This window comes from Bacillus sp. ES1-5, assembly GCF_022487605.1.
GTDB classification, from domain to species: domain Bacteria; phylum Bacillota; class Bacilli; order Bacillales; family Bacillaceae_G; genus Bacillus_A; species Bacillus_A wiedmannii.
In genome coordinates this window covers 1-24,508 of the sequence record NZ_JAKVPU010000015.1, presented here as the reverse complement: position 1 = coordinate 24,508, position 24,508 = coordinate 1, and the positions used below count along the sequence as shown (strand labels likewise).

Below are 24,508 nucleotides of genomic sequence, written 5' to 3'. Positions count from 1 at the left end.
GAACGAAGGAGGGAAAATAATGGCAAAAGAAAAAATTCGTATCCGTTTAAAAGCTTATGATCACCGTATTCTTGATCAATCAGCTGAGAAAATTGTAGAAACAGCTAAGCGTTCTGGGGCAACAGTTTCTGGTCCGATCCCATTACCAACTGAGAAGACTATTTACACAATTCTTCGTGCTGTTCATAAGTACAAAGATTCTCGTGAGCAATTCGAAATGCGCACACACAAACGTTTAATCGATATCGTGAGTCCTACTCCACAAACAGTAGATTCATTAATGCGTTTAGACTTACCGTCTGGTGTAGATATCGAAATCAAACTATAATTCATATAACTTAAAAATGTAGGAGGTGTAACTCATGACCAAAGGAATCTTAGGAAGAAAGATCGGTATGACTCAAGTATTTGCTGAGAACGGTGAGTTAATCCCAGTAACAGTTATCGCTGCTAATCCAAACGTTGTTCTTCAAAAGAAAACAACTGAAACTGATGGCTACAATGCAATCCAGTTAGGATTTGAAGATAAACGTGAAAAGTTAACTAACAAACCTGAACAAGGCCACACTGCTAAAGCATCTACAACTCCTAAGCGCTTCATTCGCGAAATCCGCGATGCAGACGTGGACGGATTAGAGGTTGGTCAAGAGGTAAAAGTTGAAGTTTTCGCTGCAGGTGAAATCGTTGACGTAACAGGAATTTCTAAAGGTAAAGGTTTCCAAGGTGTTATCAAACGCCACGGACAATCTCGCGGACCTATGTCTCATGGTTCTCGCTATCACCGTCGTCCAGGTTCAATGGGCCCAGTTGCTCCGAACCGTGTATTCAAAGGCAAAAAACTTGCTGGACGTATGGGTGGAGACCAAGTTACTATCCAAAACTTAGAAATCGTTCAAGTTGACACTGAGCGCAACTTATTACTAGTAAAAGGTAACGTTCCAGGTGCTAAGAAATCTCTTGTAGTTGTTCAAGGCGCTGTGAAGGTTAGCAAATAATTCACAATAGGAAGGAGGAATTCCAATGCCAAAAGTTACTGTATATAACCAAACTGGTTCACAGGTTGGTGAAATCGAATTAGCTGAAGCTATTTTCGGTATCGAACCAAATGAAGCTGTACTTTTCGAAGCTGTAATGATGCAACGTGCATCTTTACGTCAAGGTACACACAAAGTAAAAACTCGTTCTGAAGTTCGTGGTGGTGGTCGTAAACCATGGCGTCAAAAAGGAACTGGACGTGCTCGTCAAGGGTCTATCCGCTCTCCTCAATGGCGTGGTGGTGGTACGGTATTCGGACCTACACCAAGAAGCTATGCGTACAAACTTCCTAAGAAGGTTCGTCGTTTAGCAATCAAATCTGCATTAGCTACTAAAGTAGTTGAGAACAACATTGTAGTTCTTGAAGACCTAGTGTTAAATGCACCAAAAACAAAAGACATGCTAGCAGTACTTAAAGGATTAACTGTTGAGAAGAAAGCTCTTATCGTAACTGCTGATGCAAACGAATCTGTAGAGTTATCTGCTCGCAATATCCCTGGAGTAACAGTAATCACTGCTGATGGCGTAAACGTTTTAGACGTGCTTCATCATGATAAGCTAATCATGACAAAAGCGGCAGTGGAAAAAGTAGAGGAGGTGCTTGCATAATGAGAGATCCTCGTGATATCATTAAGCGCCCAGTTATCACTGAACGTTCTATGGAAATGATGGCTGAAAAAAAATACACGTTCGATGTGGACGTTAAATCTAATAAAACAGAAGTTAAAGATGCTCTTGAAGCGATCTTTGGTGTTAAAGTAGAAAAAGTGAACATCATGAACTACAAGCCGAAAGCAAAACGCGTTGGTCGTCACGCTGGTTTTACTAGCCGTCGTCGTAAAGCAATCGTTAAGCTAACTGCTGACAGCAAAGAAATCGAAATCTTCCAAGGCGTTTAATTCTTACTAAAGAAGGAGGGAAATTGAGATGGGAATTAAAAAGTATAATCCAACTACTAACGGTCGTCGTAATATGACTACGAATGATTTCGCTGAAATCACGACTGACAGACCAGAAAAGTCATTACTTGCTCCTTTAAGCAAGAAGGCTGGTCGTAATAACCAAGGTAAAATTACTGTACGTCATCAAGGTGGCGGACATAAGCGTCAATACCGTATCATCGACTTTAAGCGTAACAAAGATGGAATTCCAGGACGCGTTGCTACGATCGAATACGATCCAAACCGCTCTGCGAATATCGCATTAATTAACTACGTTGACGGTGAAAAACGTTACATTCTTGCTCCTAAATCTTTAGAAGTAGGTATGGAAGTTATGTCTGGCCCAGAAGCTGACATCAAAATCGGTAACGCATTACCATTAATCAACATTCCAGTAGGTACTGTTGTTCATAATATTGAGCTTAAGCCTGGTCGTGGCGGACAATTAGTTCGTTCTGCTGGTACATCTGCTCAAGTACTTGGTAAAGAAGGTAAATACGTACTTGTACGTTTAACTTCTGGTGAAGTACGTCTTGTATTATCTGCTTGTCGCGCTTCAATCGGTCAAGTAGGTAACGAACAGCACGAACTTATCAAAATCGGTAAAGCAGGTCGCTCTCGCTGGTTAGGTAAACGCCCAACAGTTCGTGGTTCTGTAATGAACCCGGTTGATCACCCACACGGTGGTGGTGAAGGACGTTCTCCAATCGGACGTAAGTCTCCAATGTCTCCATGGGGTAAACCAACTCTTGGATTCAAGACTCGTAAGAAAAACAAAGCGTCTGACAAATTCATCGTTCGTCGTCGTAAAAAATAATGGGATTGTAGTACGGTTCATTTCTAGAACCGTACGCCAATCACGAAGGGAGGCACCAAAATGGCTCGTAGCTTAAAAAAAGGACCATTTGTCGATGATCACTTAATGAACAAAATGGAAAAATTAGTTGCATCTGAGCAAAAACAAGTTGTTAAAACTTGGTCTCGCCGTTCAACAATCTTCCCTCAGTTCATCGGACACACAATCGCTGTATATGATGGTCGTAAACACGTACCTGTGTACATCACTGAGGATATGGTTGGCCATAAGTTAGGTGAATTCGCACCAACTCGTACGTATAAAGGTCACCTTGCTGACGATAAGAAAACTAGAAGATAATGAGAGGAGGCACTTCAATGCAAGCTAAAGCAGTAGCGAGAACAGTTCGTATTGCTCCTCGTAAAGTTCGTTTAGTAGTAGACTTAATCCGAGGTAAGCAAGTGGGTGAAGCGATTGCTATCCTTAACCACACACCAAAAACTGCTTCTCCAGTTGTAGAGAAAGTTTTAAAATCTGCAATCGCAAATGCAGAGCACAATTATGAGATGGATATTAACAACCTAGTTGTTGAAAAAGTTTTCGTTGACGAAGGTCCAACGTTGAAACGTTTCCGTCCACGTGCAATGGGTCGTGCAAGCCAAATTAACAAACGCACAAGCCACATCACAGTTGTGGTATCAGAAAAGAAGGAGGGATAATCGATGGGTCAAAAGGTTAATCCAATTGGTCTTCGTGTCGGCGTTATCCGTGACTGGGAATCTCGTTGGTTCGCAGAAAAAGATTATGCTACATTATTACATGAAGACATCAAAATCCGTGAGTACATTACTGTACGCTTAAAAGATTCTGCTGTTGCTAAAGTAGAAATCGAACGTGCAGCAAATCGTGTAAATGTTACAATTCACACTGCAAAACCTGGTATGGTAATTGGTAAAGGTGGTACTGAAGTTGAAGCACTTCGTAAAGCTCTTAACCAATTAACAGGCAAGCGTGTACACATCAACATTTTAGAAGTTAAGAGAGCTGATCTTAACGCTAAATTAGTAGGCGAAAACATTGCTCGTCAATTAGAAAACCGTGTATCATTCCGTCGTGCACAAAAGCAAGTTATTCAACGTGCTATGCGTGCAGGTGCTAAAGGTATTAAAACACAGGTTTCTGGTCGTCTTGGCGGAGCTGATATCGCTCGTGCAGAATCTTACAGTGAAGGAACTGTTCCACTTCATACACTTCGCGCTGATATTGACTATGCAGCAGTTGAAGCTGATACAACATACGGTAAATTAGGCGTAAAAGTATGGATCTACCGTGGAGAAGTCCTTCCTACAAAAAAGAAAGCTTCTGAGGAAGGAGGAAAATAATATGTTAATGCCAAAACGCGTAAAATATCGTAGAGAGCATCGTGGTAAAATGCGTGGTCGTGCAAAAGGTGGAACTGAAATTGCTTTCGGTGAATTCGGTTTACAAGCACAAGCTGCTTCATGGATTACAAACCGTCAAATCGAAGCTGCTCGTCGTGCAATGACTCGTTACATGAAACGTGGCGGTAAAGTATGGATTAAAATTTTCCCTTCTAAACCTTACACTGCAAAACCTCTAGAAGTACGTATGGGTTCCGGTAAAGGGGCACCAGAAGGCTGGGTAGCAGTAGTAAAACCTGGGAAAATTATGTTCGAAATCGCGGGTGTATCTGAAGAGGTAGCACGCGAAGCATTACGTCTTGCAGCTCACAAGTTACCTGTGAAATGTAAATTCGTAAAACGTGAAGAAAATGGTGGTGAATCTAATGAAAACTAATGATATTCGTGAATTAACCACTGCCGAAATCGAAACAAAAGTTAAAGCTTTAAAGGAAGAATTGTTCAATCTTCGCTTCCAACTTGCTACAGGACAATTAGAGAATCCAACTCGCATTCGTGAAGTGCGTAAAGCAATTGCTCGTATGAAAACTGTAGTTCGTGAAAGAGAGATCGGAATTAATCGATAAATTGAGGGGAGGTTTGCATAGTGAGCGAACGTAACCAACGCAAAGTTTATACTGGTCGTGTTGTGTCTGACAAAATGGACAAAACGATTACAGTTTTAGTTGAAACTTACAAAACTCATTCCTTGTACGGAAAACGTGTTAAGTATTCTAAGAAGTACAAAGCCCATGATGAGCAAAACCAAGCGAAACTTGGCGATATCGTTAAAATCATGGAAACTCGCCCGCTTTCTGCTACTAAGCGTTTCCGTTTAGTTGAAATCGTTGAAGAAGCGGTTATTATCTAAATAGACGAATCGGAATTTTTAGTCCGAAGGGAGGTTTCATAACATGATCCAACAAGAATCTCGTTTGAAAGTTGCTGACAACTCTGGTGCACGTGAACTTTTAACAATTAAAGTATTAGGCGGCTCTGGTCGTAAATATGCTAACATTGGTGACATTATCGTTGCTACGGTAAAACAAGCAACACCAGGTGGCGTTGTTAAAAAAGGTGACGTTGTTAAAGCAGTAGTAGTACGTACGAAGAGCGGAGCTCGTCGTCCGGACGGTTCTTATATCAAATTTGATGAAAACGCAGCGGTTATCATCAAAGACGATAAGAGCCCACGTGGTACTCGTATCTTCGGACCAGTAGCTCGTGAATTACGTGATAGCAACTTCATGAAGATCGTTTCTTTAGCTCCAGAAGTTCTATAATTTAAGGTATTGCCTTGCTAAGGAGGTGCAGAATTAAGATGCATGTAAAAAAAGGTGATAAAGTACAGGTAATCACTGGAAAAGACAAAGGAAAACAAGGCGTTATCCTTGTGGCTTTCCCAAAGCAAAACCGTGTTATCGTTGAGGGTGTTAACATCGTTAAAAAACACTCTAAGCCATCTCAATTAAATCCACAAGGTGGAATTATTACTAAAGAAGCACCTATTCACGTTTCTAACGTTATGGTTTTAGATCCGAAAACAGGTGAACCTACTCGCGTAGGCTTCAAAGTAGAAGATGGTAAAAAAGTCCGTATTGCAAAAAAATCTGGTGAATTATTAGATAAATAATTTTCTTAAGAAAGGAGGTCACTTCATTGAATCGCCTTAAAGAGAAGTTCCAAAAGGAAATTACTCCTGCTCTTGTGAGCAAGTTTAACTATAAATCTGTGATGGAAGTACCGAAAATCGAAAAGATCGTAATCAACACTGGTGTTGGTGACGCGGTATCTAACTCAAAAGCTTTAGACAATGCAGTAGAAGAATTAACACAAATCACAGGTCAAAAGCCTGTTGTAACTCGTGCTAAAAAATCAATCGCTGGTTTCCGTCTTCGTGAAGGTATGCCAATCGGTGCGAAAGTAACTTTACGCGGCGAGCAAATGTATGAGTTCTTCGACAAATTAGTATCAGTTTCTTTACCACGTGTACGTGATTTCCGTGGTGTTTCTAAGAAATCATTCGATGGTCGTGGGAACTACACATTAGGTGTTAAAGAGCAACTTATCTTCCCTGAGATTGATTATGATAAAGTAAGCAAAGTCCGCGGTATGGACATCGTAATCGTTACTACAGCGAAAACTGATGAAGAAGCTCGTGAACTTTTAACACAATTCGGTATGCCATTCCAAAAATAATGGAAGCCAACGCTAAGTAGAGGAGGCGAAAACGTGGCTAAAAAATCTATGATAGCGAAACAAAAGCGTACTCCTAAGTTTAAAGTACAAGAGTATACACGTTGCGAACGCTGCGGTCGTCCGCATTCTGTATACCGCAAATTTAAGCTTTGCCGTATTTGTTTCCGTGAACTTGCATATAAAGGTCAAATTCCTGGTGTTAAAAAAGCTAGTTGGTAAAACCCACAAATGGGAAGGAGGTAAAACACATGGTGATGACAGATCCAATTGCAGACATGCTTACTCGCATCCGTAATGCGAACATGGTACGTCATGAGAAATTAGAGGTTCCTGCTTCTAAAATCAAAAAAGAGATCGCTGAACTTTTAAAACGTGAAGGTTTCATTCGTGATGTAGAATACATCGAGGATAACAAACAAGGTATCCTTCGTATTTTCCTGAAATATGGTGCAAACAATGAACGTGTAATCACTGGATTAAAACGTATCAGTAAACCTGGCTTACGCGTTTACGCTAAAGCTGATGAAGTACCACGTGTACTTAACGGATTAGGTATCGCTCTTGTTTCTACATCTAAGGGAGTAATGACAGACAAAGACGCTCGTCAATTACAAACTGGTGGAGAAGTAGTAGCATACGTTTGGTAATATATATTTAAAACGAACGGAGGTGTGACCACATGTCTCGTATTGGTAAAAAGATTCTTGAAATCCCTGCAGGTGTTACTATTACAATTGCAGAAGACAATACTGTAGCAGTAAAAGGCCCTAAAGGTGAATTAACTCGTAAATTCAATGCTGATATGTCTATCAAAATTGAAGAAAATACACTAACAGTTGAGCGTCCTTCTGAACAGAAGGAACACCGTGCATTACACGGTACAACTCGTGCTTTAATCGGAAACATGGTTGAAGGTGTAACTACAGGTTTCGCACGCGGACTTGAATTAGTCGGTGTTGGTTACCGTGCTCAAAAACAAGGAGATAAACTTGTATTAAGCGTAGGTTATTCTCATCCAGTAGAAATGACTCCGGAAGCAGGTCTTGAAGTTGAAGTACCTGTACCAACTAAAATCGTAATCAAAGGTATCGACAAGCAACGTGTTGGCGAATTTGCTGCTAACATCCGTGCTGTACGTGCTCCTGAGCCTTATAAAGGTAAAGGTATTCGTTACGAAGGCGAAGTTGTTCGTCGTAAAGAAGGTAAAACTGCTAAGTAAACCCGTTAGGTGAGAGAAAGGAGTGACAAGAATGATCACTAAAGCTGATAAAAATGCGACTCGTAAGAAAAGACATGCACGTGTACGTGCTAAACTTACTGGTACTGCAGAACGTCCACGTTTAAACGTGTTCCGTTCTAACCAACATATTTACGCTCAAGTTATTGATGATGTAAATGGTGTAACGTTAGTAAGTGCATCTACTCTTGATAAAGACCTTGCTCTTAACGGTACTAGCAATACTGAAGCTGCTACGAAAGTAGGAGAATCAGTTGCTAAGCGTGCTGTAGAGAAAGGCGTTAAAGAAGTAGTATTCGATCGCGGTGGTTACTTATACCATGGCCGTGTTAAAGCTCTAGCTGAGGCTGCTCGTGAGGCTGGATTACAATTTTAATGGTCAAAGGAGGGAAAATTGATGCATCGCATTGACCCAAGTAAATTAGAACTTGAAGAACGTGTAGTTACGATAAATCGTGTCGCGAAAGTTGTTAAGGGTGGTCGTCGTTTCCGCTTTGCTGCACTAGTTGTAGTTGGCGATAAAAACGGTCATGTTGGATTCGGTACTGGTAAAGCACAAGAGGTACCAGACGCAATCCGCAAAGCTATCGAAGACGCTAAGAAAAACTTAATCGCTGTACCATTAGTTGGTACAACAATTCCACACACAATCAACGGTCATTTTGGAGCTGGTGAAGTATTCTTAAAACCTGCTGCTGAAGGTACTGGTGTTATTGCTGGTGGACCTGTTCGTGCGGTACTTGAATTAGCTGGTGTACAAGATATTCTTTCGAAATCTCTTGGTTCTAACACACCAATCAACATGATTCGCGCTACTGTGAACGGATTAAGCGAACTTAAGCGCGCTGAAGATGTTGCAAAATTACGCGGTAAATCTGTAGAAGAGCTACTAGGTTAAGGAGGGAAAACAAATGGCGAAAAAGTTAGAAATTACCCTCACTCGTAGTGTAATTGGTCGTCCACAAGATCAACGTGCGACGGTAGAAGCTTTAGGTCTTAAAAAGTTGAATTCAACTGTAGTTAAGGAAGAAACTCCTGCTATTCTTGGTATGATCAACAAAGTTTCTCACCTTATAACTGTAAAAGAAGCTTAAGGATAACTCATTAATATAAGGAGGTGCCTGGGAATGAAACTTCATGAATTAAAACCTGCAGAAGGTTCTCGTAAAGTACGTAACCGTGTCGGTCGTGGTATCGGTTCTGGTAACGGTAAAACTGCTGGTAAAGGTCATAAAGGACAAAACGCACGTTCTGGTGGCGGTGTTCGTCTTGGCTTCGAAGGTGGTCAAACTCCATTATTCCGTCGTTTACCAAAACGCGGCTTCACAAACATTAACCGTAAAGAGTTTACTATTGTAAACTTATCAACGTTAAATCGTTTTGAAGATGGTACAGAAGTAACACCTGAATTATTGCTGGAAACTGGCGTTATCAGCAAGTTAAACGACGGTGTTAAAATTCTTGCAAGCGGCGCAGTAGAGAAAAAATTAACTGTTAAAGCGCACAAGTTCTCTTCAAGTGCTAAAGAAGCAATTGAAGCAGCTGGCGGATCAGTTGAGGTGATCTAATGTTTCGTACAATCTCCAACTTTATGCGCGTTGCTGAGATAAGACGTAAAATATTATTCACTTTAGCGATGTTAATCGTATTCAGGATTGGCACGTTTATCCCAGTGCCATTTACAAATGGAGACGTACTGAAAGCACAAGATCAATTAAATGCCTTAGGTATCCTAAATACATTTGGCGGTGGCGCCTTAAAAAACTTCTCCATCTTCGCGATGGGAATCATGCCGTATATTACAGCATCCATCATCGTGCAATTATTGCAGATGGATGTTGTTCCTAAATTTTCGGAATGGTCGAAGCAAGGTGAAATGGGCCGTCGTAAACTAACGCAATTCACGCGTTATTTTACAATTGTTCTTGCGTTTATTCAGGGGTTTGGTATGTCAATCGGTTTTAACGGTATGGTAGGTGGGCAATTAATTTTGAATCCTGGTTGGAGCACTTATTTATACATTGCTACGGTACTGACTGCTGGTACTGCATTTTTAATGTGGTTAGGTGAACAGATTACAGCTAAAGGTGTAGGTAATGGTATTTCCATCCTTATCTTTGGCGGTATTGCCGCAGCGATCCCAAGTGTTATATCTCAAGTGTATCAACAACAGTTTCAAAATATCGGAGATCAATTGTTCATGAGTATCGTTAAAGTTGCATTGATCTTACTAGCTGTGCTAGCGGTTATTGTTGGTGTTATTTTCATTCAACAGGCTGTTAGAAAGATCCCAATTCAATATGCGAAGCGTGTAACAGGAGGGAATGGGAATCATGCTGGAGCACAAAACACACATTTACCGCTTAAGGTAAATAGTGCGGGTGTTATTCCAGTCATTTTTGCTGTTTCATTCTTAATTACGCCTCCAACTATTGCACAGTTCTTCCCGAAGCATGATGTATCGCAGTGGATCATTGCAAACTTTAACTATTCTCACCCAGTGGGAATGATCATATATGTTGCGCTCATTGTAGCCTTCACATATTTCTATGCGTTTGTTCAGGTTAATCCAGAGCAAATGTCAGAGAATCTAAACAAACAAGGTGGATATGTTCCAGGTATTCGTCCGGGTAAGAATACGGAACAATATCTAACAAAAATCTTGTATCGTTTGACCTTTGTAGGATCAATTTTCCTAGCAGCGATTGCAATCTTACCAGTTATCTTTACGAAATTGGGAAATCTTCCTCCATCTGCACAGATTGGTGGAACGAGTATGTTAATCGTTGTCGGCGTTGCTTTAGAAACAATGAAGCAGCTAGAAAGCCAACTGGTAAAACGCCATTACAAAGGGTTTATCAAGCAATGAGTAAGTGGGAAGAATTGTCTTCCCTACATGCTCATGTACTCTGAGGGGGAACAAGGATGAACTTAATTTTAATGGGGCTTCCTGGTGCTGGTAAAGGTACACAAGCCGAACAGATTGTTGCCAAGTATAACATCCCTCACATTTCAACAGGAGATATGTTCCGTGCAGCTATGAAGGCTGAAACTGAAATGGGTCTACAAGCAAAATCTTTTATTGATAAAGGTGCACTTGTTCCAGATGAAGTTACAATCGGAATCGTTCGTGAACGTTTAAGTCAAGAAGACTGCGTAAGAGGTTTCTTACTAGACGGTTTCCCACGAACTGTTGCACAAGCATCAGCTCTTGAAGAGATTATGAAAGATCTTGGTAAAAAAATCGACTATGTTTTAAACATTAATGTGGATTCAGGGTTGTTATTAACACGCCTTACAGGCCGTCGCATTTGTAAAGAGTGCGGTGCGACTTACCACTTAGAATTCAATCCACCAGCAAAAGCTGATGTGTGCGATAAATGTGGTGGCGAATTATATCAACGCTCTGATGACAATGAAGAAACTGTGGCAAATCGTTTAGATGTAAATATTAAGCAAACAAAACCTTTGCTTGATTTCTACGAGGAGCTTGGTTACTTACAAAGCATTAATGGTGAGCAAGATATCAATAAAGTATTTGCTGATATCGATGTTCTCATCGGAGGCTTAGCGTAATGATCATCTGCAAAACTCCTCGCGAGATAGAAATCATGCGAGAAGCTGGCAGGATCGTTGCTTTAACTCATCAAGAGTTGAAACAGCATATTACTCCAGGAATTACAACGAAAGAGCTCGATCAAATAGCGGAAAAGACGATTCGAAAATATGGTGCTACGCCATCTTTTAAAGGATACAACGGATTTCCGGGGAGCATATGTGCTTCTGTAAATGAAGAGCTTGTACACGGAATTCCAGGGAAGCGCAAGCTCGAAGAGGGCGATATCATCAGTATCGATATTGGTGCGAAATACAATGGGTACCATGGAGATTCTGCATGGACGTATCCAGTTGGAAACATTTCTGAATCTGTTCAAAAGCTACTTGATGTCACAGAAAAATCGTTGTATCTTGGTCTAGAACAAGTAAAACCAGGCGAAAGATTATCAAATATCTCACATGCGGTTCAAACCCATGCTGAAGAGAATGGGTTCTCGATCGTTAGGGAGTATGTTGGTCACGGAATCGGGCAAGACTTACATGAGGACCCTCAAATCCCGCACTATGGTCCACCAAATAGAGGCCCTAGATTAAAGCCGGGAATGGTCATCTGTGTTGAACCGATGGTGAATCAAGGAAGACGATATGTAAAAACACTATCTGATGACTGGACAGTGGTAACGGTAGATGGTAAATGGTGTGCACACTTTGAGCACACGATTGCTCTTACAGAAGCAGGATACGAAATCCTTACCACTTTATAAGTAGCTGGCTCTCCGGGATTTCAGAGCAGTGTAAAATGTTACTGATTTGAAGAAGGGAGAACTATTGAATGGCTAAAGATGATGTAATTGAAGTCGAAGGTACCGTTCTTGAAACGTTGCCAAATGCTATGTTCAAAGTAGAATTAGAGAATGGGCATGTCGTATTGGCTCACGTTTCTGGTAAAATCCGTATGAACTTCATTCGTATTTTACCAGGAGACAAAGTTACGGTAGAATTATCTCCGTACGATTTAAATCGTGGTCGTATTACGTACCGTTTTAAATAATATAGCACTCCGTAATCTTTAAGGAGGTTCGAGACATGAAAGTAAGACCGTCAGTTAAACCAATCTGCGAAAAATGTAAAGTTATTCGTAGACGTGGAAAAGTAATGGTTATTTGTGAAAACCCTAAACATAAACAAAAACAAGGTTAATCAGAAGGAGGTGCATTCAGAATGGCACGTATCGCAGGTGTAGATATTCCTCGAGACAAACGCGTTGTTATTTCTTTAACTTACGTATTCGGCATTGGTCGCACAACTGCTGAAAAAATTCTAACAGAAGCTGGTATTTCTTCAGAAACACGAGTTCGTGATTTAACGGAAGACGAACTAGGACGTATCCGTGATATCATCGATCGTATTAAAGTTGAGGGAGACCTTCGTCGTGAAGTATCTCTTAACATTAAACGTCTAATGGAGATCGGTTCTTACCGTGGTCTTCGTCACCGTCGTGGTTTACCAGTTCGTGGTCAAAACTCTAAAAACAATGCTCGTACACGTAAAGGTCCACGTCGTACAGTAGCAAATAAAAAGAAATAATAAGTAAAGGAGGTTGAACTAACAATGGCACGTAAAACAAACACTCGTAAAAAACGTGTGAAAAAGAATATTGAAGCTGGTATAGCTCATATTCGTTCTACTTTCAACAACACAATCGTAACACTTACAGATACTCATGGTAACGCACTTTCTTGGTCTAGTGCTGGTGCACTTGGTTTCCGTGGATCTCGTAAGTCTACTCCATTCGCTGCGCAAATGGCTGCTGAAGCTGCTGCTAAAGTTGCAATGGAGCACGGTTTAAAAACTTTAGAGGTTACTGTTAAAGGTCCTGGTGCTGGTCGTGAAGCTGCAATTCGTGCTCTTCAAGCTGCAGGTCTAGAAGTAACAGCAATTAGAGATGTTACTCCAGTTCCTCATAATGGATGTCGTCCACCAAAACGTCGTCGTGTGTAATTTTTCTGTATAGAATTTTCCCTTTTGTCTATAATGGATATGATGCATTATCGAGAAATTTCGTACAGAAACATCGCTTGTTGTGCACAATCGGGAACTGCCTAAGGGGGACTTTCGGTTAGACAGGGGGTATCCCTTTGTTTAACCGGGGTTTCGACGTTTTGAAGGAGGGTTTAGTTAATGATTGAAATCGAAAAGCCGAAAATCGAAACGGTTGAACTTAACGAAGATGCTAAATATGGTAAATTCGTAATTGAACCGCTTGAGCGTGGATATGGTACTACTTTGGGTAACTCCTTACGTCGTATTCTTTTATCCTCACTCCCTGGTGCCGCTGTTACTGCTATCCAAATCGATGGCGTATTACATGAATTTTCAACAGTTGAGGGCGTAGTAGAAGACGTTACGACGATCATCTTAAACTTGAAAAAGTTAGCTCTTAAAATCTACTCTGAAGAAGAGAAGACGTTGGAAATTGATGTGCAGGGCGAAGGTATTGTCACAGCTGCTGATATTACTCATGATAGTGATGTAGAAATCTTAAATCCAGATTTACACATTGCAACGTTAGCAAAAAATGCGCATTTCCGCATGCGTTTAACTGCAAAGCGTGGCCGTGGGTATACGCCAGCTGATGCAAATAAAAGCGAAGATCAACCAATAGGAGTAATTCCTATTGATTCTATTTATACTCCAGTATCACGTGTGACTTACCAAGTGGAAAAGACACGTGTCGGACAAGTGGCTAATTATGATAAGCTTACGCTTGATGTATGGACGGATGGAAGCATCGGGCCAAAAGAAGCTATCTCTTTAGGTGCCAAAATCTTAACTGAGCATTTAAATATCTTTGTTGGTTTAACTGATGAAGCACAAAATGCTGAGATTATGGTCGAGAAGGAAGAAGATCAAAAAGAGAAAGTTCTTGAGATGACTATCGAAGAACTAGATCTTTCTGTTCGTTCTTATAATTGCCTAAAACGTGCAGGAATTAATACTGTACAAGAGCTTGCGAACAAAACAGAAGAAGATATGATGAAAGTTCGTAACTTAGGACGTAAATCCTTAGAAGAAGTTAAACACAAACTTGAGGAATTAGGTTTAGGTTTACGTAAAGACGACTGAGGATTTAAACCCATCAACAAAGGAGGGAACTACGAATGGCATACAGAAAATTAGGCCGTACAAGTGCGCAACGTAAAGCTATGTTACGTGATTTAGCTACTGATTTAATTATCAACGAGCGCATCCAAACGACAGAAACTCGTGCAAAAGAACTTCGTTCTGTAGTGGAAAAAATGATCACTTTAGGTAAACGCGGAGATCTTCACGCTCGTCGTCAAGCAGCAGCTTTCATTCGCAATGAAGTAGCTAACGCTGAGACTGGTCAAGATGCACTTCAAAAATTATTCGCTGATGTAGCTCCACGCTATGCTGAGCGCCAAGGCGGATACACTCGTATTGCAAAAATTGGTCCACGTCGCGGAGACGCAGCACCAATGGTAATTATCGAGTTAGTATAATGATAATTAAAAGGGCAGGACAGTTCTTTTCAAGAAACTGGTCATGGCCCTTTTTTTTAAATATAAAAATAGGCTAACTTGGCGAAGGAAAGGGTGCCTTGTATTGAAAAAAGAGAAACTTCGGACAGAGAATATATCATTTCAATATCCTGGGGCAGCCACTTATGCATTAAAAGATGTTTCATTTTCCTTGTATGAGGGAGAATGGGTATCTGTTATTGGACAAAACGGTTCAGGGAAGTCTACACTTGCAAAATTATTGAATGGTTTGTTTTTGCCGGAAGCAGGGACTATTACAGTAAATGATACAATGGTTTTATCAGAGGAAACGGTATGGGATGTTCGAAAACAAATTGGGATGGTATTTCAAAATCCAGATAATCAATTTGTTGGAACGACAGTGCAAGACGACGTTGTTTTTGGCTTAGAGAATATCGGAATGCCAAGAGAGAAAATGGTAGAAAGATTAGATCAGGCCCTCAAACTTGTCCGTATGGAAGATTTTCTTAATGATGAACCTCATTCGTTATCTGGTGGGCAAAAGCAGCGAGTGGCAATAGCAGGCGTTTTAGCACTTCAGCCATCTATTTTGATATTAGATGAAGCAACGTCAATGCTAGATCCTCAAGGGAGACGTGAAGTAGTAGAAACGGTTAGACAACTTGTTAATCAAAAAGGTATTACCGTGTTATCAATTACGCACGATTTAGAAGAAGCGGCGCAATCAGACCGTGTCATTATTTTAAATAAGGGAGAAATATTAGAGGAAGGGACTCCAAAGCAAATCTTCAAGTCCTCTCATATGCTCCAAGAAATTGGATTAGATGTACCATTTTCAGTGAAAATAGCAGAATTATTAAAAAGAAATGAAATTCTCTTGCAAAATACGCATCTTACAATGGAAAGCTTGGTGAACGAACTTTGGAGATTACATTCCAAAAAGTAGAACATCGTTATCAATATAAAACTCCATTTGAAAGACGCGCACTTTATGATGTAGACGTGTCGTTTCCAAGTGGGGGCTATTATGCCATTATCGGTCATACTGGTTCAGGTAAGTCGACGATGATTCAACATTTAAATGGTTTATTGCAGCCGACGAATGGCACAGTTCAAATTGGTGAACATTTCATTTCGGCAGGAAAGAAAGAAAAAAAGCTAAAGCCACTACGTAAAAAGGTAGGGGTTGTCTTTCAATTTCCAGAACATCAGTTGTTTGAAGAGACTGTGGAGAAGGATATTTGTTTCGGCCCTACTAATTTTGGGGTATCTGTAGAAGAAGCGAAGCAAAAGGCAAGAGAGGCAATTGAACTTGTAGGATTAGAGCCAGAACTGTTAACACGTTCACCGTTTGAGTTAAGTGGTGGGCAAATGAGGCGTGTTGCGATAGCGGGTGTATTGGCGATGGAACCCGAAGTGCTTGTATTAGATGAACCTACAGCAGGACTAGATCCAAAAGGGCAGAATGAACTTATGGAGATGTTTTATAAGCTGCATAAGGAAAAAGGTCTTACAGTTATCCTAGTAACACATAATATGGAGGATGCTGCTAAGTATGCGGAGCAGATTGTAGTCATGCATAAAGGAACGGTCTTTTTGCAAGGAAGTGCAGAGGAAGTATTTTCACATGCTGATGAACTAGAGAAAATCGGCGTGGATCTTCCTATGTCTTTAAAGTATAAACGTGCAATTGAAGAGAAGTTTGGCATTTCAATCCCAAAGGCTACCTTATCTTTAGAGGATCTTACTCATGAAGTTGTGCAGGTGTTACGAAAAGGTGGTCATGAATCATGCAGCAGTTGATTATTGGAAGGTATATTCCAGGGAAGTCTCTTATTCATCAACTTGATCCACGTACGAAGCTGCTGATTGTCTTTTTATATGTATTTGTTGTTTTCTTAGCAAATAATGCGATTTCATATGGATTTTTATTTTTATATGCACTCATTGCTTTATTTTTTGCAAAAGTGCCGATTCGTTATGTACTTTCGGGCTTAAAACCAATTCTATGGATTTTTCTTTTTACATTTTTCCTGCATATTTTTACAAATAAAGAAGGGGAAGTACTATTCCAGCTTGGTTGGTTTTCGATACATGAAAAAGGATTAGAGCAAGGGATATACATTTCTATACGATTCTTCGTTATTATTTTAATGACGACATTATTAACGTTAACGACGACACCCATTGAGATTACAGATGGTTTGGAGACGTTATTAAAGCCGTTGAAACGTATAAAAGTTCCTGTTCATGAAATCGCATTAATGATGTCAATTTCTCTTCGTTTTATTCCGACATTAATGGATGAAACGAGTAAAATAATGAAGGCACAAGCTTCACGTGGTATTGATTTCGCAGGAGGACCGATAAAAGATAGGATAAAAGCTATTATCTCACTACTCGTTCCTCTATTTATCAGTGCTTTTAAGCGTGCTGAGGACTTAGCAATTGCTATGGAAGCACGTGGATATCAAAATGGCGAAGGACGTACTAAATTTAGGCAACTACGCTGGAAAACAAGCGATACAGTAACAATTATAAGCTTACTTTGTTTAGCTTGTATTTTGGCATGGGTGCGATCGTAATGGAGAATAGAGAAATGGATAGAATAAAATGTACGGTTGCATATGATGGCATGCATTTTTGTGGTTATCAAATTCAGCCGCAGCAACGTACTGTTCAACAAGAGATTGAGAAAGCTTTGCAGAAATTGCATAAAGGAGAACTTGTTCGTGTTCAGGCATCGGGCAGAACGGATTCTACCGTTCACGCTAAAGGACAAGTCATACACTTTGATACACCGTTGTCTCTTGAAGAGTGGCAATGGAGTAATGCATTAAACACAATGTTGCCAGATGATATTGTTATCAGACAGGTAGAGAAAAAAACAGAAGAATTTCATGCGCGTTACGGTGTCGAGAGAAAAGAATATCGTTATCGTGTATTATTATCAAAGACTGCGGATGTATTCCGTAGAAATTACGTATATCAATATCCATACCCGCTCGAAATAAGCTCTATAAGAAAAGCGATTCCTTATTTTATTGGAACGCATGATTTCACTTCTTTTTGTTCGGCAAAAACTGACAAAAAAGATAAAGTGCGAACGATTTATGAAATTGAGTTAATTGAGCAAAGCGATGAATTAATTTTTCGTTTTGTAGGTAATGGATTTTTATATAATATGGTCAGAATTATTGTTGGTACGTTACTTAGCGTAGGGCAAGGAAAGCTTGATCCTGATAGCATTCCAGAGATTTTAGCGAAACAAAATCGTCAGTTTGCTGGAAAGATGGCTCCAGGTCATGGACTTTACTTATGGCAGGTAAACTATAACAACTAATCCTGGTGTAACATTTGCTTGACATTAGAAACTCAAAAGTATATCATAACATATGGTATTGTTTCTAAAACCACGATTAGCCCCGGAAGGAAATCGTGTTTAAGATAAACAATAGATTTTTTCTATGGAAAAGATAACGAGGAGGGAAACACATGCGTACGACTTTTATGGCAAAAGCTAACGAAGTTGAGCGTAAATGGTATGTGGTTGATGCTGAAGGTCAAACTTTAGGTCGCCTATCTACTGAAGTAGCATCTATTTTACGCGGTAAAAACAAACCTACATTTACACCACACGTTGACACGGGTGATCATGTAATTATTATTAACGCTGAAAAAATTCATTTAACAGGTAATAAATTAAACGATAAAATTTACTACCGTCACACTAACCACCCAGGTGGACTTAAACAAAGAACAGCTCTAGAAATGCGTACAAACTACCCTGTACAAATGTTAGAGCTTGCAATTAAAGGGATGCTTCCAAAAGGACGTTTAGGACGTCAAGTATCTAAGAAATTAAACGTGTATGCTGGAGCAGAGCATCCACACCAAGCACAAAAACCAGAAGTTTACGAACTTCGCGGATAATCAATTAAAGGAGGGCTTACTTTGGCACAGGTTCAATACTATGGCACTGGACGTCGTAAGAGTTCAGTAGCGCGCGTACGCCTAGTTCCAGGCGAAGGACGCGTTATCATTAACGGTCGTGATTTTGAAAACTATATCCCATTTGCTGCATTACGTGAAGTAGTGAAACAACCTCTAGTTGCAACAGAAACTTTAGGTAACTACGATGTACTTGTAAACGTAAATGGTGGTGGATACACTGGTCAAGCTGGTGCTATTCGTCACGGTATTTCTCGCGCTTTATTAAAAGCTGATCCAGAATACCGTCTAACACTAAAACGTGCAGGTCTATTAACTCGTGACGCACGTATGAAAGAGCGTAAAAAATACGGTCTTAAAGGCGCACGTCGTGCACCTCAGTTCTCAAAACGTTAATTTTTGCGAACTACAAACCCCAACCATTTTGGTTGGGGTTTTTTTATGTTTCATTCCTCTTTTGTAATTTTTGTAGTTTGGAATATTTTAGTGCTATTCTCGCGCGTATGCTTCTTCTTTAGAAGTTTAGACTAATACGTATTAGGGAGGTTTATAAGTACTATGAATGTCATTGTCAGCTTACAAGAAAAACAAAAAGAAAAGCAGTTGAAATATGAACGGAAGATGCTGCGAGAATTATCATTAAAAACATTACGTTCAAATATTAGGGATGCCTTTCAGATGCAGGAACTTCATCGTCAGTATGAAGATTACTGTATTGAATTAGGGATAGAATCGTATTTATTAGGAGCGAGATACAGTAAGTTTGGTTATTATGGTGAATCATTCTTTGATGTGAAATATAGAGCCTTAGAAGAAGAGCAACAATTAACGGAAACACTATTTCAATTTTTAACGAGCATGACTATGCGGGAAATTAAGTTACAAGATGAGGAATTACTTTTTGAATCTTGCCAGCAGTTTATAGGCTTATGGTGGCAGGAAGGATATGAAAAAGGTGAAAGAAGATATCGATTAAAGCTTCATTAAGACAAGCATAAACTTTCCTCTTGTCCCATATAAGTAATTAGAGGGACTAGCTGGAGGAGGAAAGGTATGAAGAGAATTCGAATTATCTCTTTTGCACTCGCTGCGGTTGTTTTGTTTTTTTTAGTTAAACAAGAATTTCAAATTACAAAATCGTGGCGAGCTTGGAATTTACCCTTATCGGGGAAAGTGATTGTATTGGATGCTGGGCATGGTGGGCCAGACGGAGGGGCTGTTGGTGGAAAAGATATTATAGAAAAAGATATTACGCTTGAGATTACAAAGAAGGTACAAGATTATTTACAAGAACAAGGGGCACTAGTTATTTTAACACGTGAGGGAGATTATGATTTAGCTCAGAAAGATACAAAATCATATAGTAGACGTAAAGCAGAGGATTTAAAAAAGCGTGTAGAGATTATTAATAAGCCTGATGTAGACTTTTTTGCGAGTATTCATTTAAATGCTTTAACTAGCAGTGGATCGAAAGGCGCACAAACGTTCTACTACCGTTCTTCGGTTGAAAATGAACGTGCTGCGAAATTTATACAAGCTGAATTGAGAACGAGTTTAGAGAATACGAATCGTTCTGCTAAAACAATTTCTCATGTGTATTTATTAAAGTATGCGAAGACACCAGGTGCTTTAATTGAAGCTGGCTTTTTATCGAATGTAAACGAAAGGTATATGTTAAATTCGGAGAAATATCAGCAAAAGGTAGCGGCTGCAGTATATCGTGGTATATTACGTTATTTCACGGAAAAAGGGAATCCTCCAGAATAAGGAGGATTTTTTGAGTTTCTCTCGTTAACGAAGTTTTCCGAAAATATGTTATACTGGAAATGTAAACGCATTTATTTCAAAAAAAAAGAGAGATACATTTAATTAACATTACGTTATTTTTCATACAGGGGGCTGGGCTAACTATGGTAACGAAAGAGCAAGTAGTGGAAGCGTTAGAAGGGATTGTAGATCCGTTTTTACATAAAACGTTAAAAGAAACAGGTGCAATTAAAGAGGTAACAGTTAAGCCTGAGAAGGAACATGTAAGTGTTAAAATTACAATCGTAAAAACTGGTACAGCGGAACAAATGCAATTGCAATCTGGAATTGTAAAGTTAGTAAAAGAACTAGGAGCAGCAACAGTAGGACTTCGCTTTGCAGAATTTACAGAAGAGGAATTAGCTCAGTTTGCACCGGAACAGGAAGAAGAGCAAAATGAATCTTTATTGTCACCAAATTCAAAAACAACATTTTTAGCAGTGGCGAGTGGAAAAGGTGGAGTCGGAAAATCAACAGTTTCTGTTAACCTTGCTATTGCTTTAGCTCGTCTAGGTAAAAAGGTTGGTATCATTGATGCTGATATTTATGGTTTTAGCGTACCGGATATGATGGGGATAGAAAAACGTCCTGTTGTAAGAGGGGATAGAATCATTCCAGTGGAGCGTCTAGGTGTAAAGGTAATTTCAATGGGATTCTTTGTAGAAGATAATGCACCGGTTATTTGGAGAGGCCCTATGCTTGGGAAAATGTTAAATCACTTCTTTACAGAAGTAGAGTGGGGCGATTTAGACTATTTAGTTTTAGATTTACCACCGGGTACAGGTGATGTTGCGCTAGACTTACATTCAATGTTGCCAGCTTGTAAAGAGATTATTGTAACAACGCCACATCCAACAGCGGCATTTGTGGCAGCGCGTGCTGGAGCCATGGCTTTACGTACAGAACATAGTATTCTTGGTGTTGTTGAAAATATGGCGTATTTTGAAAGTAAAACAACTGGTGAAAAAGAATATGTGTTTGGAAGAGGTGGAGGAGATAAATTAGCTACAGAACTTCAAACAGAAGTACTTGGCCGAATCCCGCTTCAACAACCTGATTGGAATAAAGATGACTTTGCGCCTTCAGTATATGAAGATACACATACGACGGGTCTTATTTATCGCACGATAGCTGAGACAGTAATTGATAAAATAGCTGTCACGCAAAAATAAAATAATAATGAGTGGACGATATATATATTGTCCACTCATTATTATAATTATTATTTTTACTGTTGCTCCTTTTTACCGTCTTGGGAACCACCTTCACCGCCTGCTTCTTTTTTATCAGATCCACTTTTTTCGGCCTTTTGTACACCTTTACTAATAATATCAATCATCTTAGCTTGGAAGAGTGGGCTTTCAGCAGTTTCTGTTAGTACTTGTTGTAAATATTGGCGGTATTCTTTGCTCTTCATTGTTTGTAACATCATTTTTTCTACTTCAGGGTTTTTCATAATTTCTATAACGCCTGCTTGGTATTCAGGGTCTTTTAGTAATGTTTTCATTAAGGTTGTTTGTTCTTTTCCCATACTTTTAGCGAATTTCGATGAGAACTCAGGGTCTTTAAAGAGCTTTTCCCAGAATTGTTGCCCTTTGTCGGATACCATTGCATCTTCAATCGTTTTCTTTACTACTGTTTCATCTAGTATGAGTGCTTGTTTCATTTTTTCATCAGTTAACACATCTTGAATGGCTTTCTTACCTTGATCGGTTTTTAAAATATCAACAATCATTTTCTTCGTTTGGTCATAATCAAGTTCGGACTTTGCTTCTTTTCCTTGTGCACATGCTACAAGTACAAGAAATAGAAAAGAAGAAGTCAAAACGAGCAGCATCCGTTTCATAAGTTGGAACTCCTTTCAACACAGTTCTCTCTTTTTAATATAAATATCTTTAAGGAATTTATACATGAACATGGCTAGCTTTTTGAAATTGTCATTGATACAATTTAATTAGAAATATAAGGATAATGGGGGATGTGTTGTGAATAGCCGCAAGTGGGTACGACTGTTTTTTACGACGTTGTTTCTTGGTGGGATTAGCACGGTCATTATTGGATTTGTTTTGGAGTGGGACAAGTACGCTAAATTTTTTCAAAATTTAGACGGAAAGGAGATTTTAGCAGTTTCCTTCTGGTTGATGGGTGTAGGATTTATTTTTAGTGTTATAAGTCAAATGGGGTTCTTTGCCTATTTAACAATCCATCGTTTTGGACTGGGGATGTTCAGGTCACCTTCTTTATGGAATGCAGTCCAGGTCTTCTTTATTGCATTCGTTTTATTTGATTTCGTGTATTTAAGATCCGTATTGATTGCAAATGGGGAAGTTTCATTAGGGAATAACATACTTGTTGCTGGTGTGTTATTTGTGTTTGGGGCGATTGTTGCTTACATAAAAAGCAAAGAAACAAATAGAAAGGCATTTGTGCCCGCTTTGTTCTTTATGGTTGTTGTAACAATTCTTGAGTGGGTACCAGCGCTTCGTATTAATGATACAGATTGGTTGTATTTAATGGTGATACCACTTTTATTGTGTAATGCATATCAGTTACTTATATTACATCGTTTAATTGGAAAGACGAGTAAGTCGGCTTAAGTAAGAGAGGTTTTGGTTTTTTTATACAGAGGGTAGTTGTACGAATGCAAATATCGGGATGAAAAAAGCTCTATTACCTTAATGATAGGTAGTAGAGCTTTTTATGTGTGAAGGCACGAGGGAAAAGAATTACCTTACATCTTCACTTTTTGTACTTGTGTTAGAAATAAGTTGTGATACCGATATTTGCTCATATCCGTCACTCTTTAATTTTTGCAGAAGCAGTGGTAAAGCTTTATTTGTTTGGAGGGCAGAATCGGATGCATGTAATAAGACGATATCTCCACCTTTTAAATTAGTAGAGACATTGGAAACGATATTGTTTACACCTGGGTTTTTCCAGTCGTTTGAGTTATTACTCCAATGGACGATGGTGTATCCGAGTGATTCTGCTATTTTAAGTGTTGCTTTGTTAAAGTCTCCACTAGGTGGACGTAATAGTTTGACTTGTTTCACACCGAGTTTTGTAAAAACATCCTGTGCTCGTAAAAGATCTCTTCGTATTTCATTTGTCTCTAGAGAAGTGTAGGACGTGTAATTATAACCCATACTACCGATTTCATGTCCATCTTTTATGATGCGTTCAACAACATCAGGGTGTCTTTCTGCCCATGCAGCAGAAAGGAAGAAGGTTGCATTCTTAATGTCTCGTTCTTTAAGTGTATCAAGGATTGGAATTGCTTTTTTGTCTCCCCAACTAATATCAAACGTGAATGCAACTTGTTTTTTAGAGATGTCTCCTTTGTAAATAACTTTAGGTCCTGTCGCAGTTGAAAAAGCAGATTCATGTGAATATGTTTTCAAAAAGAGAAGCCATGCTGTAAATAAGGAAAGTATCACTATTAAGCTAATGTGTTTAAAAGCTCGTTTACTCGTAATAAAAAAGAAAAACATAATATTACGCCCCTTTGTCCAATCCTTTTCAGTTACATATATGCTTTATATATTAAAAAGAGAACAAAGGATTAATATCGTAAGCAGTGGATATAATGAATGATAGGATTTTAATAAGTGAAAATGAGCGGAACGTTTATTGCTTTGTAAGAAATGATTGAGGTGATGATTTGCTTGGGTTTATGTTAACGAAAGAAGAGAAAAAAGAAATGGAATATATATTGAAGAGAGAGTTAGAAGAACTTTTATTTGATTTTGAAGATGAACGTATTCATGACGTTGTAAAAAAGGCGATGGAAGAAAGATATAAAATCATTTTTTGTTTGTTTCGAAGAGTCGCTAATGCAGAAGAATGTATGCGTTATGTAAGGAAAAGAACTTTTTATTAAAAAGTGTTGACGTTAATGGTTATTATATGATAAATTAATAAGCGTCGCTGATGCGGAAACGCAGAAAACGACAAAAAAGAAAATGAAAAACTTAGTTGACATCGAAAAACGAAGATGTTAACATAAGGAAGTCGCAAATGAGCGGCTAAGTAGTTCTTTG

At 39.2% G+C, this 24,508-nt stretch carries 43 protein-coding genes; 41 read left to right on the top strand and 2 right to left on the bottom strand.

Going from position 1 to position 24,508, the window contains the following annotated elements; genetic code table 11:
* Positions 1–19: 19 nt before the first annotated feature.
* The 39 genes from rpsJ to MKO96_RS27955 all read left to right on the top strand — a co-directional run bounded on the left by rpsJ (position 20) and on the right by MKO96_RS27955 (position 21,640).
* A complete protein-coding gene (gene rpsJ / locus MKO96_RS28145) occupies positions 20–328 on the top strand; it encodes a 30S ribosomal protein S10 (protein WP_001040595.1) in 309 nt (102 codons plus the stop codon).
* Positions 329–362: 34 nt separating this feature from the next.
* Entirely contained in the window at positions 363–995 is a 633-nt protein-coding gene (gene rplC / locus MKO96_RS28140) for a 50S ribosomal protein L3 (protein WP_000160209.1), read from the top strand.
* Between the two features lie 25 nt (positions 996–1,020).
* The gene (gene rplD, locus MKO96_RS28135; RefSeq protein ID WP_001127258.1) at positions 1,021–1,644 is read left to right on the top strand and encodes a 50S ribosomal protein L4; all 624 of its coding nucleotides are present in this window, start codon (positions 1,021–1,023) and stop codon (positions 1,642–1,644) included.
* Entirely contained in the window at positions 1,644–1,934 is a 291-nt protein-coding gene (rplW, locus tag MKO96_RS28130; RefSeq protein ID WP_001205558.1) for a 50S ribosomal protein L23, read from the top strand. The genes rplD and rplW overlap by 1 nt, the downstream gene beginning before the upstream one ends.
* 28 nt (positions 1,935–1,962) lie before the next feature.
* Positions 1,963–2,793, top strand: a complete 831-nt coding sequence (gene rplB, locus MKO96_RS28125) for a 50S ribosomal protein L2 (protein WP_000511583.1) — start codon at positions 1,963–1,965, stop codon at positions 2,791–2,793.
* Positions 2,794–2,853: 60 nt separating this feature from the next.
* Positions 2,854–3,132 carry a 30S ribosomal protein S19 gene (rpsS, locus tag MKO96_RS28120; protein ID WP_000124452.1) on the top strand — a complete coding sequence of 93 codons (279 nt, stop codon included), beginning with the start codon at positions 2,854–2,856 and terminating at the stop codon, positions 3,130–3,132.
* A 17-nt stretch (positions 3,133–3,149) separates the two neighbouring features.
* Complete coding sequence (gene rplV / locus MKO96_RS28115; protein WP_001148024.1) at positions 3,150–3,491, top strand: 50S ribosomal protein L22; 342 nt, start codon at positions 3,150–3,152, stop codon at positions 3,489–3,491.
* Positions 3,492–3,494: 3 nt separating this feature from the next.
* Positions 3,495–4,154, top strand: coding sequence for a 30S ribosomal protein S3 (gene rpsC / locus MKO96_RS28110; RefSeq protein ID WP_000529958.1), 660 nt, complete (start codon positions 3,495–3,497; stop codon positions 4,152–4,154).
* Between the two features lies 1 nt (position 4,155).
* A complete protein-coding gene (gene rplP, locus MKO96_RS28105; protein ID WP_000928969.1) occupies positions 4,156–4,590 on the top strand; it encodes a 50S ribosomal protein L16 in 435 nt (144 codons plus the stop codon).
* Complete coding sequence (rpmC, locus tag MKO96_RS28100; RefSeq protein WP_000855718.1) at positions 4,580–4,780, top strand: 50S ribosomal protein L29; 201 nt, start codon at positions 4,580–4,582, stop codon at positions 4,778–4,780. The genes rplP and rpmC overlap by 11 nt, the downstream gene beginning before the upstream one ends.
* Positions 4,781–4,800: 20 nt before the next feature.
* Positions 4,801–5,064 (top strand): 30S ribosomal protein S17, encoded by a 264-nt coding sequence (gene rpsQ / locus MKO96_RS28095; protein ID WP_000004106.1) that lies wholly within the window; start codon positions 4,801–4,803, stop codon positions 5,062–5,064.
* A 43-nt stretch (positions 5,065–5,107) separates the two neighbouring features.
* Positions 5,108–5,476 carry a 50S ribosomal protein L14 gene (gene rplN, locus MKO96_RS28090; RefSeq protein WP_000615912.1) on the top strand — a complete coding sequence of 123 codons (369 nt, stop codon included), beginning with the start codon at positions 5,108–5,110 and terminating at the stop codon, positions 5,474–5,476.
* Positions 5,477–5,514: 38 nt separating this feature from the next.
* Positions 5,515–5,826, top strand: coding sequence for a 50S ribosomal protein L24 (gene rplX, locus MKO96_RS28085; RefSeq protein ID WP_000558201.1), 312 nt, complete (start codon positions 5,515–5,517; stop codon positions 5,824–5,826).
* 26 nt (positions 5,827–5,852) lie between these two features.
* A complete protein-coding gene (gene rplE, locus MKO96_RS28080) occupies positions 5,853–6,392 on the top strand; it encodes a 50S ribosomal protein L5 (RefSeq protein WP_076542645.1) in 540 nt (179 codons plus the stop codon).
* Positions 6,393–6,425: 33 nt separating this feature from the next.
* Positions 6,426–6,611, top strand: a complete 186-nt coding sequence (gene rpsN, locus MKO96_RS28075) for a 30S ribosomal protein S14 (RefSeq protein ID WP_001085700.1) — start codon at positions 6,426–6,428, stop codon at positions 6,609–6,611.
* A 29-nt stretch (positions 6,612–6,640) separates the two neighbouring features.
* Positions 6,641–7,039 (top strand): 30S ribosomal protein S8, encoded by a 399-nt coding sequence (gene rpsH, locus MKO96_RS28070; protein WP_000245511.1) that lies wholly within the window; start codon positions 6,641–6,643, stop codon positions 7,037–7,039.
* Positions 7,040–7,071: 32 nt separating this feature from the next.
* The gene (gene rplF, locus MKO96_RS28065) at positions 7,072–7,611 is read left to right on the top strand and encodes a 50S ribosomal protein L6 (RefSeq protein ID WP_000086550.1); all 540 of its coding nucleotides are present in this window, start codon (positions 7,072–7,074) and stop codon (positions 7,609–7,611) included.
* A 31-nt stretch (positions 7,612–7,642) separates the two neighbouring features.
* Entirely contained in the window at positions 7,643–8,005 is a 363-nt protein-coding gene (gene rplR, locus MKO96_RS28060; protein ID WP_000628818.1) for a 50S ribosomal protein L18, read from the top strand.
* Between the two features lie 21 nt (positions 8,006–8,026).
* The gene (gene rpsE, locus MKO96_RS28055; RefSeq protein WP_000554646.1) at positions 8,027–8,527 is read left to right on the top strand and encodes a 30S ribosomal protein S5; all 501 of its coding nucleotides are present in this window, start codon (positions 8,027–8,029) and stop codon (positions 8,525–8,527) included.
* A gap of 13 nt (positions 8,528–8,540) precedes the next feature.
* Complete coding sequence (gene rpmD / locus MKO96_RS28050; protein ID WP_001085231.1) at positions 8,541–8,723, top strand: 50S ribosomal protein L30; 183 nt, start codon at positions 8,541–8,543, stop codon at positions 8,721–8,723.
* Between the two features lie 33 nt (positions 8,724–8,756).
* Positions 8,757–9,197, top strand: coding sequence for a 50S ribosomal protein L15 (gene rplO, locus MKO96_RS28045; protein WP_000766083.1), 441 nt, complete (start codon positions 8,757–8,759; stop codon positions 9,195–9,197).
* Entirely contained in the window at positions 9,197–10,498 is a 1,302-nt protein-coding gene (secY, locus tag MKO96_RS28040) for a preprotein translocase subunit SecY (RefSeq protein ID WP_000490118.1), read from the top strand. The genes rplO and secY overlap by 1 nt, the downstream gene beginning before the upstream one ends.
* Positions 10,499–10,554: 56 nt before the next feature.
* Positions 10,555–11,205: an adenylate kinase gene (locus MKO96_RS28035; RefSeq protein ID WP_001048998.1), complete on the top strand. Its 651-nt coding sequence runs from the start codon at positions 10,555–10,557 to the stop codon at positions 11,203–11,205.
* Positions 11,205–11,951 (top strand): type I methionyl aminopeptidase, encoded by a 747-nt coding sequence (gene map / locus MKO96_RS28030; protein WP_000582542.1) that lies wholly within the window; start codon positions 11,205–11,207, stop codon positions 11,949–11,951. Before MKO96_RS28035 ends, map begins: the two co-directional genes overlap by 1 nt.
* A gap of 68 nt (positions 11,952–12,019) precedes the next feature.
* The gene (gene infA, locus MKO96_RS28025; RefSeq protein ID WP_001029884.1) at positions 12,020–12,238 is read left to right on the top strand and encodes a translation initiation factor IF-1; all 219 of its coding nucleotides are present in this window, start codon (positions 12,020–12,022) and stop codon (positions 12,236–12,238) included.
* A gap of 35 nt (positions 12,239–12,273) precedes the next feature.
* The gene (gene rpmJ / locus MKO96_RS28020) at positions 12,274–12,387 is read left to right on the top strand and encodes a 50S ribosomal protein L36 (protein WP_000868344.1); all 114 of its coding nucleotides are present in this window, start codon (positions 12,274–12,276) and stop codon (positions 12,385–12,387) included.
* Positions 12,388–12,408: 21 nt separating this feature from the next.
* On the top strand, positions 12,409–12,774 hold the full coding sequence (gene rpsM, locus MKO96_RS28015; protein WP_000090790.1) for a 30S ribosomal protein S13: 366 nt from the start codon (positions 12,409–12,411) through the stop codon (positions 12,772–12,774).
* Positions 12,775–12,798: 24 nt separating this feature from the next.
* Positions 12,799–13,188 carry a 30S ribosomal protein S11 gene (rpsK, locus tag MKO96_RS28010; protein WP_000101797.1) on the top strand — a complete coding sequence of 130 codons (390 nt, stop codon included), beginning with the start codon at positions 12,799–12,801 and terminating at the stop codon, positions 13,186–13,188.
* A gap of 180 nt (positions 13,189–13,368) precedes the next feature.
* Positions 13,369–14,313: a DNA-directed RNA polymerase subunit alpha gene (locus tag MKO96_RS28005; protein ID WP_000569644.1), complete on the top strand. Its 945-nt coding sequence runs from the start codon at positions 13,369–13,371 to the stop codon at positions 14,311–14,313.
* Positions 14,314–14,348: 35 nt separating this feature from the next.
* Positions 14,349–14,711, top strand: coding sequence for a 50S ribosomal protein L17 (gene rplQ, locus MKO96_RS28000; protein ID WP_000331490.1), 363 nt, complete (start codon positions 14,349–14,351; stop codon positions 14,709–14,711).
* 103 nt (positions 14,712–14,814) lie between these two features.
* Entirely contained in the window at positions 14,815–15,657 is an 843-nt protein-coding gene (locus tag MKO96_RS27995; RefSeq protein WP_000711780.1) for an energy-coupling factor ABC transporter ATP-binding protein, read from the top strand.
* Positions 15,633–16,514 (top strand): energy-coupling factor ABC transporter ATP-binding protein, encoded by an 882-nt coding sequence (locus tag MKO96_RS27990; protein ID WP_000406519.1) that lies wholly within the window; start codon positions 15,633–15,635, stop codon positions 16,512–16,514. The genes MKO96_RS27995 and MKO96_RS27990 overlap by 25 nt, the downstream gene beginning before the upstream one ends.
* A complete protein-coding gene (locus tag MKO96_RS27985) occupies positions 16,502–17,296 on the top strand; it encodes an energy-coupling factor transporter transmembrane component T family protein (protein ID WP_001186519.1) in 795 nt (264 codons plus the stop codon). The genes MKO96_RS27990 and MKO96_RS27985 overlap by 13 nt, the downstream gene beginning before the upstream one ends.
* 14 nt (positions 17,297–17,310) lie before the next feature.
* On the top strand, positions 17,311–18,054 hold the full coding sequence (gene truA, locus MKO96_RS27980) for a tRNA pseudouridine(38-40) synthase TruA (protein ID WP_369294531.1): 744 nt from the start codon (positions 17,311–17,313) through the stop codon (positions 18,052–18,054).
* 152 nt (positions 18,055–18,206) lie between these two features.
* Positions 18,207–18,644, top strand: a complete 438-nt coding sequence (gene rplM / locus MKO96_RS27975; protein WP_001260795.1) for a 50S ribosomal protein L13 — start codon at positions 18,207–18,209, stop codon at positions 18,642–18,644.
* A 21-nt stretch (positions 18,645–18,665) separates the two neighbouring features.
* The gene (rpsI, locus tag MKO96_RS27970; RefSeq protein WP_000079986.1) at positions 18,666–19,058 is read left to right on the top strand and encodes a 30S ribosomal protein S9; all 393 of its coding nucleotides are present in this window, start codon (positions 18,666–18,668) and stop codon (positions 19,056–19,058) included.
* Between the two features lie 162 nt (positions 19,059–19,220).
* Positions 19,221–19,649 carry a YbaK family protein gene (locus tag MKO96_RS27965; RefSeq protein ID WP_001101006.1) on the top strand — a complete coding sequence of 143 codons (429 nt, stop codon included), beginning with the start codon at positions 19,221–19,223 and terminating at the stop codon, positions 19,647–19,649.
* A 66-nt stretch (positions 19,650–19,715) separates the two neighbouring features.
* A complete protein-coding gene (cwlD, locus tag MKO96_RS27960) occupies positions 19,716–20,429 on the top strand; it encodes an N-acetylmuramoyl-L-alanine amidase CwlD (protein WP_000822446.1) in 714 nt (237 codons plus the stop codon).
* A 143-nt stretch (positions 20,430–20,572) separates the two neighbouring features.
* On the top strand, positions 20,573–21,640 hold the full coding sequence (locus MKO96_RS27955) for an Mrp/NBP35 family ATP-binding protein (protein ID WP_240589284.1): 1,068 nt from the start codon (positions 20,573–20,575) through the stop codon (positions 21,638–21,640).
* 56 nt (positions 21,641–21,696) lie between these two features.
* Here MKO96_RS27955 and gerD read toward each other — a convergent pair whose 3' ends face one another.
* Positions 21,697–22,314, bottom strand: coding sequence for a spore germination protein GerD (gene gerD, locus MKO96_RS27950; protein WP_000827523.1), 618 nt, complete (start codon positions 22,312–22,314; stop codon positions 21,697–21,699).
* A gap of 139 nt (positions 22,315–22,453) precedes the next feature.
* Between gerD and kbaA the strand changes: the two genes are divergently transcribed.
* On the top strand, positions 22,454–23,065 hold the full coding sequence (gene kbaA, locus MKO96_RS27945; RefSeq protein ID WP_240589283.1) for a KinB signaling pathway activation protein KbaA: 612 nt from the start codon (positions 22,454–22,456) through the stop codon (positions 23,063–23,065).
* 129 nt (positions 23,066–23,194) lie between these two features.
* On the opposite strand, the gene pdaB is transcribed toward kbaA, so the two are convergent.
* Positions 23,195–23,959, bottom strand: coding sequence for a polysaccharide deacetylase family sporulation protein PdaB (gene pdaB, locus MKO96_RS27940; RefSeq protein WP_098275280.1), 765 nt, complete (start codon positions 23,957–23,959; stop codon positions 23,195–23,197).
* A gap of 170 nt (positions 23,960–24,129) precedes the next feature.
* On the opposite strand from pdaB, the gene MKO96_RS27935 reads away from it, so the two are divergent.
* A complete protein-coding gene (locus MKO96_RS27935; protein ID WP_000900298.1) occupies positions 24,130–24,348 on the top strand; it encodes a hypothetical protein in 219 nt (72 codons plus the stop codon).
* The last annotated feature ends 160 nt before the right edge of the window (positions 24,349–24,508 follow it).

Excerpts from the sequence above, each read along its gene's own strand:
- infA (WP_001029884.1), top strand. The coding sequence starts at position 12,020 with ATGGCTAAAGATGATGTAATTGAAGTCGAAGGTACCGTTCTTGAAACG.
- rpsS (WP_000124452.1), top strand. The coding sequence starts at position 2,854 with ATGGCTCGTAGCTTAAAAAAAGGACCATTTGTCGATGATCACTTAATG.
- MKO96_RS27985 (WP_001186519.1), top strand. The coding sequence starts at position 16,502 with ATGCAGCAGTTGATTATTGGAAGGTATATTCCAGGGAAGTCTCTTATT.
- rpmC (WP_000855718.1), top strand. The coding sequence starts at position 4,580 with ATGAAAACTAATGATATTCGTGAATTAACCACTGCCGAAATCGAAACA.
- rplF (WP_000086550.1), top strand. The coding sequence starts at position 7,072 with ATGTCTCGTATTGGTAAAAAGATTCTTGAAATCCCTGCAGGTGTTACT.
- rpsJ (WP_001040595.1), top strand. The coding sequence starts at position 20 with ATGGCAAAAGAAAAAATTCGTATCCGTTTAAAAGCTTATGATCACCGT.
- MKO96_RS28035 (WP_001048998.1), top strand. The coding sequence starts at position 10,555 with ATGAACTTAATTTTAATGGGGCTTCCTGGTGCTGGTAAAGGTACACAA.
- rplN (WP_000615912.1), top strand. The coding sequence starts at position 5,108 with ATGATCCAACAAGAATCTCGTTTGAAAGTTGCTGACAACTCTGGTGCA.
- secY (WP_000490118.1), top strand. The coding sequence starts at position 9,197 with ATGTTTCGTACAATCTCCAACTTTATGCGCGTTGCTGAGATAAGACGT.
- rpsH (WP_000245511.1), top strand. The coding sequence starts at position 6,641 with ATGGTGATGACAGATCCAATTGCAGACATGCTTACTCGCATCCGTAAT.
- MKO96_RS28005 (WP_000569644.1), top strand. The coding sequence starts at position 13,369 with ATGATTGAAATCGAAAAGCCGAAAATCGAAACGGTTGAACTTAACGAA.
- MKO96_RS27955 (WP_240589284.1), top strand. The coding sequence starts at position 20,573 with ATGGTAACGAAAGAGCAAGTAGTGGAAGCGTTAGAAGGGATTGTAGAT.
- rpsM (WP_000090790.1), top strand. The coding sequence starts at position 12,409 with ATGGCACGTATCGCAGGTGTAGATATTCCTCGAGACAAACGCGTTGTT.
- rplX (WP_000558201.1), top strand. The coding sequence starts at position 5,515 with ATGCATGTAAAAAAAGGTGATAAAGTACAGGTAATCACTGGAAAAGAC.
- rpsC (WP_000529958.1), top strand. The coding sequence starts at position 3,495 with ATGGGTCAAAAGGTTAATCCAATTGGTCTTCGTGTCGGCGTTATCCGT.
- truA (WP_369294531.1), top strand. The coding sequence starts at position 17,311 with ATGGATAGAATAAAATGTACGGTTGCATATGATGGCATGCATTTTTGT.
- rplV (WP_001148024.1), top strand. The coding sequence starts at position 3,150 with ATGCAAGCTAAAGCAGTAGCGAGAACAGTTCGTATTGCTCCTCGTAAA.
- rplO (WP_000766083.1), top strand. The coding sequence starts at position 8,757 with ATGAAACTTCATGAATTAAAACCTGCAGAAGGTTCTCGTAAAGTACGT.
- rplP (WP_000928969.1), top strand. The coding sequence starts at position 4,156 with ATGTTAATGCCAAAACGCGTAAAATATCGTAGAGAGCATCGTGGTAAA.
- rpsK (WP_000101797.1), top strand. The coding sequence starts at position 12,799 with ATGGCACGTAAAACAAACACTCGTAAAAAACGTGTGAAAAAGAATATT.
- rplR (WP_000628818.1), top strand. The coding sequence starts at position 7,643 with ATGATCACTAAAGCTGATAAAAATGCGACTCGTAAGAAAAGACATGCA.
- cwlD (WP_000822446.1), top strand. The coding sequence starts at position 19,716 with ATGAAGAGAATTCGAATTATCTCTTTTGCACTCGCTGCGGTTGTTTTG.
- rplB (WP_000511583.1), top strand. The coding sequence starts at position 1,963 with ATGGGAATTAAAAAGTATAATCCAACTACTAACGGTCGTCGTAATATG.
- rplC (WP_000160209.1), top strand. The coding sequence starts at position 363 with ATGACCAAAGGAATCTTAGGAAGAAAGATCGGTATGACTCAAGTATTT.
- rpmD (WP_001085231.1), top strand. The coding sequence starts at position 8,541 with ATGGCGAAAAAGTTAGAAATTACCCTCACTCGTAGTGTAATTGGTCGT.
- gerD (WP_000827523.1), bottom strand. The coding sequence starts at position 22,314 with ATGAAACGGATGCTGCTCGTTTTGACTTCTTCTTTTCTATTTCTTGTA.
- rplM (WP_001260795.1), top strand. The coding sequence starts at position 18,207 with ATGCGTACGACTTTTATGGCAAAAGCTAACGAAGTTGAGCGTAAATGG.
- rpsE (WP_000554646.1), top strand. The coding sequence starts at position 8,027 with ATGCATCGCATTGACCCAAGTAAATTAGAACTTGAAGAACGTGTAGTT.
- rplW (WP_001205558.1), top strand. The coding sequence starts at position 1,644 with ATGAGAGATCCTCGTGATATCATTAAGCGCCCAGTTATCACTGAACGT.
- rplD (WP_001127258.1), top strand. The coding sequence starts at position 1,021 with ATGCCAAAAGTTACTGTATATAACCAAACTGGTTCACAGGTTGGTGAA.
- map (WP_000582542.1), top strand. The coding sequence starts at position 11,205 with ATGATCATCTGCAAAACTCCTCGCGAGATAGAAATCATGCGAGAAGCT.
- rpmJ (WP_000868344.1), top strand. The coding sequence starts at position 12,274 with ATGAAAGTAAGACCGTCAGTTAAACCAATCTGCGAAAAATGTAAAGTT.
- rplQ (WP_000331490.1), top strand. The coding sequence starts at position 14,349 with ATGGCATACAGAAAATTAGGCCGTACAAGTGCGCAACGTAAAGCTATG.
- pdaB (WP_098275280.1), bottom strand. The coding sequence starts at position 23,959 with ATGTTTTTCTTTTTTATTACGAGTAAACGAGCTTTTAAACACATTAGC.
- MKO96_RS27965 (WP_001101006.1), top strand. The coding sequence starts at position 19,221 with ATGAATGTCATTGTCAGCTTACAAGAAAAACAAAAAGAAAAGCAGTTG.